The sequence below is a fragment of the Arthrobacter sp. TB 26 genome, from assembly GCF_000427315.1.
Classification (GTDB): Bacteria; Actinomycetota; Actinomycetes; order Actinomycetales; family Micrococcaceae; genus Arthrobacter.
On the sequence record NZ_AUPJ01000375.1, the window covers coordinates 6987 to 14144 of the forward strand.

Below are 7158 nucleotides of genomic sequence, written 5' to 3' on the forward strand. Positions count from 1 at the left end.
CCCCCCGCCCCTGGCCGGGGCTGCCCCTGACACCGTGACGGCCCTGACTCAGCGGCCTTCCCGGCGCCAAGCGGCCACCATGTCGAGGGCAGGTACTAGGGTGGTCACAAAGAGAAGGGGGAGTGCCTCATGGAATACCAGAATTCCCAGTCCGCAGCGGCCCCGGTGCCCGGACAGCCCGCCCACGTGCCGATTCTTGGCGGTGGCCGCACCGTCATTTCCGAAACCGCCGTCGCGAAAGTCGCGGGCATCGCCGCCCGCGCAGTCCCCGGCGTCTACTCTCTGGGATCGGGGCCGTCCCGTGCGCTGGGCGCTTTCCGCGACGCCGTCGGCAGCGCGGACCACGCCGCCGGTGTCCGTGCCGAGGTCGGCGAAACGCAGGTAGCCGTCGACATTGACCTGGTGGCACTCTACGGCACACCCCTGCACGCCCTGGCGGACCAGATTCGCGCCGCTGTGTATGCGGCAGTGGAGGAGCTCGTCGGGCTCCAGGTCATCGAAGTCAACATCGAGATCAATGATGTCTACGTGCCCGGCCCGGCCAAGCCCGGCACCCCGGCCGAGACCCGGCCCTCAAGGGAGGCAATCCAGTGAATCTGACCGTTGTGGGGATCGCCATGGGCGCCTTCGTCGCGTTCATGTCCTTCCAGTTCGGCGTATGGGGTTTCCTCGGCGCCCTGCTGTTCATGGGAATCGGAGCCCTGCTGGGCCGCGCCGCGGAAGGGAAACTGGACCTGCGCAGCGTGCTTGACGCCCTCACGGGCCGGCGTTCCTCCTCATGAGCGGCGCAGCTGGTGCTGTCCACGCCGCCGCGAGGGCTGGACACACCAGGATCAGCACCCAGGCGCTCACCAGCGTGGCGCAGGCTGCCGCGGCCGAAGCCCTTGGCGTTACGCCGCAGGAGGTCCGTGCTGAGTGGACCGACGACGACGGGCTCTTGGCCCTGTCCCTTGTCGCACCCATCACCGTCCCCCCACTGACTGCCCTCCTCAGGGACCCGGGGCGGATCGCGGGCTTCGGCGGCTCCATCTGGGACCGGGCCGTGGCCGCCAAGGCCGACATCCTGCGCCGAGTGACCGAGCTAAGCGGTGTCCGGCTGAGCCGGGTGGACATCCGGATCAGCGGCGCCAGCGTGAGTGAAGGAGGGCGCGTCCATTGAGCCACGACACCGAACACGGGTCGAGCGGCGGGCAATACGTTCCGCCTGCTCCCAGCGACGCGCCTTCGACCGGCCGCGTGGTACCTGCGGGGACAGCCGCCGATGGCATGGAGCTGATCCTCAAACGCGAGACCCACTCCTCCAGGGCCGTGGCCTCGATCCTCGCCGCCGTCCTCGTCATTGCGCTGTGCGTCTACGCCCTCCTGGAAACCGCGGTCCGGGCCGTCGGACAGCCGCCATGGCTCGTGGATCCCGAGACTGCGGCGGAGCAGGTGGTGGCGCTCCCGAACGGGGTTCCGCCCCTCCTGCTCGGGGTGATCGGCGCGGTACTGCTGATGGCCGGGCTGTTCTTCTTCCTGAACGCGGTCCTGCCCGGACGGCGGGCCCGCCACCTTCTGCAGGACCGCCGGACCGCCGTTGTCGTGGACGACGAAGTGATTGCCTCCGCCCTGGCACGCCGGGCCAGGGTGGCCGCCAATGTGAGTCAGGAGCAAGTGATGGTGACTGTGTCCCGGCGGCAGGTCCAGGTCAACGTCCGTCCGACGTCCGGCGTCCCGCTGAGCCCGGATGCCGTGCTCGCGGCCGTCCAGGATGAGCTCCGGGACATGATGCTGTCCCCCACGCCGGAAGTCCGGATCAATGTGGCCCCTGCCGGGGTGATCGGCGCATGAACGGCACCCCCAGAATCCTCAACCGTGTCCTCATCGGCATCCTCGGAATTGCCCTGTCCGGCCTCGGGGTGCTGCTCATCCTGCTGGCGAGTGTGCCAGCGGTGGCTGTGTGGTGGCAGGGATGGGCCGCCGGTGTCTGGAGCATCTGGCGGGACCTCTTCGAACGCACCCGCTTCCCGGGGCGTGCGGAGAGCTGGCTTTGGATTGCGGTGGTCCTGGCACTGCTCCTGGTGATTGGCGCCATGGTTGCCTGGGTCGCCCAGCAGGGCAAGGGCAGGGCCAACCTGCTCGTGTCCGAAGAGGATCCGGGCGAGGTGCCCGGAAACGTCAGGATCGGCAGCGGGGTTGCCGAGCAGGCGCTCCGGGCTGCGTTGGCGGACCGTCCGGACCTGGCTGGCGCAACCGTTTCCACCTACGAATTCCGCGGCGAACCCGCCCTGAGAATCAGGATCCAGCCCCGCCAGGGCGTGGCCCCCCACCGGCTTGCGGCCGAGGTGTCCGCCCTCGTGGAGGCGCTCGACCTCGCCATCGGCAAACGTACCCTGGTGCTCATCCATATCGTCTCGGGTGCCCGGTCGAGGTTCGGGCGGGCTGAGCGGGTCCGCTGACCCCCGCGGTGAGATTGTCGCAACGTGCTTGCGGGTCCCGCTCAAGGCGGGCGGTGGGCCGACTTCCCAGCAACGGCGCGCGTTGGCGCGCAGGGCTATGTGCCCGATAAGGGTCTCCTTTCCGCAAAGGTTGTGTGTAAACGCTTGCATTCCTCACCGGATGGTGATTATTGTGATGGGCACCACACGCACGCACCGCCGCTCCAACGCCGATCGCTACCTAGTCAATGAGGAGTTTTCCGCATGAACAACCGCAACTATTTGCTGCCCGTCGCCACGGTCGGGGTCTTGGCCCTGTCCCTGACCGCCTGCAGTGGATCCACCGGTGGCACCGGCAACTCCGGGTCTGCAGCCGACACAGATTGCGCCGCATATTCCAGCTACGGCAAGCACGATGGCAAGACTGTTTCTGTGTACTCGACCATTGTCGATATTGAAGCGACCAATCTTGAAGCGGCCTGGGCGCCCTTTGAGAAGTGCACCGGCATCACTGTGAAATATGAGGGCAGCAAAGAATTTGAGACCCAGATCGGTGTGCGCGCCAAGGCCGGGAACGCGCCGGACGTCGCCATTTTCCCGCAGCCCGGACTCATGGCTGACCAGGCCAGGGCGGGCAACCTGAAGGAAGCCCCTAAAGCCGTTTCGGACCTTGTGGACAAGAACTGGTCCGCCGACTGGAAGAAATACGGAACCGTCGACGGCAAGTTCTACACGGCCCCCATGTTGGCCAACGTCAAGGGCTATGTCTGGTATGCACCCAAGACATTCAAGGACAAGGGCTGGGAAGTCCCCAAGACCTGGGACGAGATGCTGACTCTCAGCAAGAAGATCGCGGACGACAAGGCGATGAAGCCCTGGTGTGCTGGATTCGAGTCCGGCGAAGCCACCGGCTGGCCCGGCACGGACTGGATTGAGGATGTTGTCCTCCGGGCAGAGGGCCCTGAAGTCTACGACCAGTGGGTCAGCCATCAGATTCCCTTCAACGATTCCAAGATCGTAAGCGCCTTCGACAAGACGGGTGAGATCCTGCTCAACCAGGACTTCGTCAACGGCGGCTTCGGCGACGTGCGGTCTATCCTGACAACCGGTTTTGCACAGGCTGGCCAGCCCGTGCTTGACGGGCAGTGCGCCATGCACCACCAGGCCAACTTCCAGGCCGCCAACTGGCCGCAAGGGACTGTTGTCGCTCCGGACGGTGATGTCTGGGCGTTCATGACCCCGCCGATCGACCCCAGCCGGGGCGAGTCCATCACGGGTGGCGGCGAAATGGTAGGCGCATACAAGGACACCCCGGAGGTCCAGGCGTACTTGGCTTACATGGCCAGTGCTGACTTCGCCAACAACCGCGTGAAGCTGGGCGGCGTCATCAGCGCCAACAAGGGACTTGACCCGAACAACGCGCAGTCCGAACTGGACAAGCAGTCCGTCAAGCTCCTCCAGGACCCCAAGACAGTATTCCGCTTCGACGGGTCTGATCTGATGCCCGGGGCCGTCGGTTCGAACTCCTTCTGGAAGGGAATTGTCACCTGGATCAACGGCACACCCTCCCAACAGGTCGCCGACACCATCGAATCCAGCTGGCCAAAGAGCTGACGCCAAGTGCGCTGCCTTCCTGCACAGTACTTCTTGAGCAGGAAGGCAGCGTTTTCTCTCGAACTCACTGATCCACGGACACCTCGAAGGACGGGCTATGGAATTTATCGGAGGGAAACTTCTTCAAGTAGTGATTGCCCTGGCGGTCTTCGCCGCCATCATTGGCCTCATCATGCTTGTGGTGGACAAGGCGCCAAAATCGTCAAAGGACAAACTGACGGTCATCGGTTTTCTGGCGCCGGCAGCGATCCTGATGCTGGTGGGTCTTGTCTATCCGGCTATTCAGACCTCGTTCTTCGCTTTTACTGATGCCAAGGGCCAGCCGAACGGCGTCGACAACTTTGTGTGGATGTTCACCCAGCCGGAAGCGTTGGTGACGCTCAGGAACACGATCGTCTGGACAGTCCTGGTGCCATTGTTGTCAACGGGATTCGGCCTCGCTTATGCGGTGTTCATCGACAAGGCACGGGGCGAAAAGGTATTGAAGGCGCTGGTGTTCATGCCGATGGCCATCTCCTTCGTTGGAGCGGGCATCATCTGGAAGCTTGTCTACGACTACCGGGGTCCTGGTATTGAGCAGACCGGCGTCCTGAACTTCCTCCGTGTTGCCTTGGGGATGCAGCCCAAGCAATTCCTGCTGGATGCGCCGGAAAACACGATCTTCCTTATTATCGTGATGGTTTGGATTCAGACCGGGTTCGCCATGGTCGTTTTGTCGGCCGCTATCAAGGGAGTGCCCACGGAGCTGGTGGAGGCCGCCCGTTTGGACGGCGCGAATCCGTGGCAGCAATTCCGCAATGTCACCGTTCCCGGGATCCGTGGGGCGTTGGTCGTAGTGCTGACCACCATTACGATCGCGACGCTGAAGGTCTTTGACATTGTCCGGACGATGACAGCCGGCAATTATGACACCTCCGTCGTCGCCAATGAGATGTATACCCAGGCCTTCCGGGCCGGTGAGCCAGGCCGCGGTGCAGCCCTCGCCTTGGTGCTGTTCCTGCTGGTCCTGCCCATTGTCGTGTACAACGCCCGCGTCCTTCGTCAGCAAAGGGAGATCCGATGACCGCCACTCCAGTTCCGGACGAGGCCTCCGAGGCGACCCGGACCCTCCCCCGCGCCGAGCAGCCCAGCATCACCGGATCACCGGAGGATGCCGCTCCGATCATGCGCAGGGTCAAGCAGAAACTGACGTCCCGCTGGGCCACAGCGGCGGCTTTGCTGATCGCCGTCATCTGGACGGTGCCGACTTTCGGGCTGTTTGTCTCGTCGTTCCGCCCGGCTGCGAAACAGGTCGGACCGCGCTCGGATGGGTGGTGGAACTTCTTTGGGGACTGGCAATTCACGTTCCAGCACTATATCGACGTGACCGCCTCGGCAGGTTCCCAGTCGCCGAATTTGTCTCAGTACTTCGTGAACTCCCTCGCCATTGTCATACCCGTCACCCTGTTCATTCTGGTCCTGGCGTCCATGGCCGCCTACATCTTCGCCTGGGGAAAGTTCAAGGGCCGGGACGGCCTGTTCATTTTCGTCTTCGCGCTGCAGATCATCCCGCTGCAGATGTCCCTGATACCGCTGCTCCAGCTCTTCACCCAGGTCCTCCAGATGCCCTCCGGCTCCTACGCCCAACTGTGGATAGCCCACACAATGTTCGGACTGCCGTTGGGGATCTTCCTGCTGCACAACTTCATCTCGGAGATCCCGGGCGAAATGATCGAGGCTGCCAGGGTCGACGGCGCCGGGCACACCACCATTTTCTGGCGAATCATCCTGCCGCTGTCCGTGCCGGCGCTGGCGTCGTTGGCTATCTTCCAGTTCCTCTGGGTTTGGAACGACCTGCTGGTGGCCCTCGTATTCTCCGGCGGCACCGCGGATGTGGCTCCCATTACCCAGCGGCTGGCGGAGATCTCCGGTACCCGGGGAAGCAGGGATTACCTCAACCCCGCTGCGGCGTTCGTGTCGATCATTGTCCCGCTGGCAGTCTTCTTCGGGCTGCAGCGCTACTTTGTCCGCGGCCTGCTTGCGGGTGGGCTGAAGGGATAGGGCGGCGAGTCGACAAGGGGACACGGTGGCAAAGACAACAGACAGGGCACAGCGCGGCGGCCACTCCGGTGTCAGCATCGAGGATGTTGCCACGGCCGCCGGAGTGTCCACCGCCACCGTGTCCCGCGCCGTCCGCGGCCTGCCCAGGGTTTCGCCGGCAACCCGGGAGAAGATCCTGGGCATCGCCGAAGAACTGGGTTATGTGGCGTCCTCGTCAGCGTCCGGGCTGGCCACCGGGCGCACCAAGACCATCGGCGTCCTGGCGCCTTTCGTCAGCCGCTGGTTCTTCTCCAAAGCCATCGAGGGCGCCGACCGTGAACTGCACGCCCGCCAGTACAACCTCTCCCTCTTCAACCTGGGCGGCCACGGCAGCAACCGTGAGCGGCTGTTCAGCAAGACCATGGTCTACAAACAAATCGACGCGCTGCTGGTCCTGTGTATGGCGCTGACCCATGAGGAAATCGAACACCTCCAGAAAATCGACATCCCGTTGGTCGTCGTCGGCGGCCACGTCGAGGAATGCCCCTACATCGGGATCGACGACTACGCCGCCGCCGCAACGGCCGTGCGGCACCTGATCGGCCTTGGACACACGGAAATCGCCCTGCTGCACGGCGACGACGAAACCGACCTCAACTTCGATGTCCCCCGGGTCCGGATCAAGGCCTTCCAGGACGTCATGGCCCAAGCCGGCCTGAACGTCCGGGACGAATGGGACGAATGGGGCGACTTCACGGTCCGCAGCGGCCAGGACGCCTTCCGCCGGCTCTGGGGCAGGCCCGGACCGAAGCCCACGGCAATCTTCTGCGCCTCGGATGAGATGGCCATGGGAATCATCTTCGAGGCCACCCGGGCCGGCGTGCGGATCCCGGAGGACCTCTCGGTGATCGGGATCGACGACCACGACTTTTCCGAGGCCATGGGTCTCACCACCGTCAGGCAGCGCCCGGACGAGCAGGCCGAACTGGGCACCAAAATGCTGCTGGACGAGCTCGACGGGATCACCGGATCAGTGCAATCCGCGGTGGCCCCGCACCAGCTGATTGTACGCGGCACGACGGCGCCGCCCCGCAGCGCGGACGCGGCA

At 64.3% G+C, this 7158-nt stretch carries 9 protein-coding genes; all 9 read left to right on the forward strand.

Annotated features, from left to right (window positions below):
* The first annotated feature begins 129 nt into the window (after positions 1-129).
* Positions 130-594, forward strand: a complete 465-nt coding sequence (locus K789_RS0114585; RefSeq protein WP_024367396.1) for an Asp23/Gls24 family envelope stress response protein — start codon at positions 130-132, stop codon at positions 592-594.
* Positions 591-782 (forward strand): hypothetical protein, encoded by a 192-nt coding sequence (locus tag K789_RS0114590; protein WP_024367397.1) that lies wholly within the window; start codon positions 591-593, stop codon positions 780-782. The genes K789_RS0114585 and K789_RS0114590 overlap by 4 nt, the downstream gene beginning before the upstream one ends.
* Positions 779-1159: a hypothetical protein gene (locus K789_RS0114595; RefSeq protein ID WP_024367398.1), complete on the forward strand. Its 381-nt coding sequence runs from the start codon at positions 779-781 to the stop codon at positions 1157-1159. The genes K789_RS0114590 and K789_RS0114595 overlap by 4 nt, the downstream gene beginning before the upstream one ends.
* Before the next feature lie 107 nt (positions 1160-1266).
* A complete protein-coding gene (locus K789_RS0114600; RefSeq protein ID WP_024367399.1) occupies positions 1267-1830 on the forward strand; it encodes a DUF6286 domain-containing protein in 564 nt (187 codons plus the stop codon).
* Positions 1827-2438: a hypothetical protein gene (locus tag K789_RS0114605; RefSeq protein WP_024367400.1), complete on the forward strand. Its 612-nt coding sequence runs from the start codon at positions 1827-1829 to the stop codon at positions 2436-2438. The genes K789_RS0114600 and K789_RS0114605 overlap by 4 nt, the downstream gene beginning before the upstream one ends.
* 243 nt (positions 2439-2681) lie before the next feature.
* A complete protein-coding gene (locus K789_RS0114610; protein ID WP_024367401.1) occupies positions 2682-4031 on the forward strand; it encodes an ABC transporter substrate-binding protein in 1350 nt (449 codons plus the stop codon).
* Between the two features lie 97 nt (positions 4032-4128).
* On the forward strand, positions 4129-5094 hold the full coding sequence (locus K789_RS0114615) for a carbohydrate ABC transporter permease (RefSeq protein ID WP_024367402.1): 966 nt from the start codon (positions 4129-4131) through the stop codon (positions 5092-5094).
* Entirely contained in the window at positions 5091-6071 is a 981-nt protein-coding gene (locus K789_RS0114620) for a carbohydrate ABC transporter permease (RefSeq protein ID WP_024367403.1), read from the forward strand. The genes K789_RS0114615 and K789_RS0114620 overlap by 4 nt, the downstream gene beginning before the upstream one ends.
* Before the next feature lie 25 nt (positions 6072-6096).
* The coding region (locus K789_RS0114625) for a LacI family DNA-binding transcriptional regulator (protein WP_024367404.1) at positions 6097-7158 on the forward strand (1062 nt) is incomplete at its 3' end.